The sequence below is a fragment of the Microbulbifer mangrovi genome (assembly GCF_002009015.1).
GTDB classification, from domain to species: domain Bacteria; phylum Pseudomonadota; class Gammaproteobacteria; order Pseudomonadales; family Cellvibrionaceae; genus Microbulbifer; species Microbulbifer mangrovi.
In genome coordinates this window covers 1-480 of record NZ_LZDE01000053.1, presented here as the reverse complement: position 1 = coordinate 480, position 480 = coordinate 1, and the positions used below count along the sequence as shown (strand labels likewise).

Genomic DNA, 480 nt, shown 5'->3' with positions numbered 1-480 from the left:
TCCCGCGGAGGGCCGAAGGCCCGGAGCCTTACTGCCTGGCATTGTTAAGCATTTGGCAGCTCCCAATTTATAAGCAGCCCTTTTACCTTGGAAAACAGACCTTTTGACCACCCGGCCTTTGATACATGTGGTGAAAGCGTTTTTTCACGTGGCAGCCATGTTAAATGGACGCATTCTCCGGACTTTGAGCTAGCGGTAATACGAACCGAGGGATCGGTAGGCAACTCCTTCTCCGGCTCATAATTTCCCAAAGTATCGTTATACGCTTCATTTCGCGCATATTCTTCATCTGAAAGATGAAATATTTCACTAACCCGGAATTCCCAGAGTACCCCGTTGATCTTCTCTTCTAGGATTAACTTTCCTTGTTCAAATGTTTCCATGGCTAAGTTGCTTAACGCCGCGCTCAGGGGCGGCTTACTTTGTGTATTTTATGCGCGACAATGGAGCGAAGCGACTGCGCATAAAGTGCACAAAGTA

Annotated in this window: 1 protein-coding gene; it reads right to left on the bottom strand. The window is 47.7% G+C overall.

The annotated features are described in order from the left end of the window. Positions 1–44: 44 nt before the first annotated feature. Positions 45–383: a hypothetical protein gene (locus B4U49_RS00225; RefSeq protein ID WP_078082623.1), complete on the bottom strand. Its 339-nt coding sequence runs from the start codon at positions 381–383 to the stop codon at positions 45–47. Positions 384–480 lie beyond the last annotated feature (97 nt).

What these genes read in the sequence shown, in the direction of transcription:
- B4U49_RS00225 (WP_078082623.1), bottom strand. Translation starts at nt 383, where the DNA reads ATGGAAACATTTGAACAAGGAAAGTTAATCCTAGAAGAGAAGATCAAC.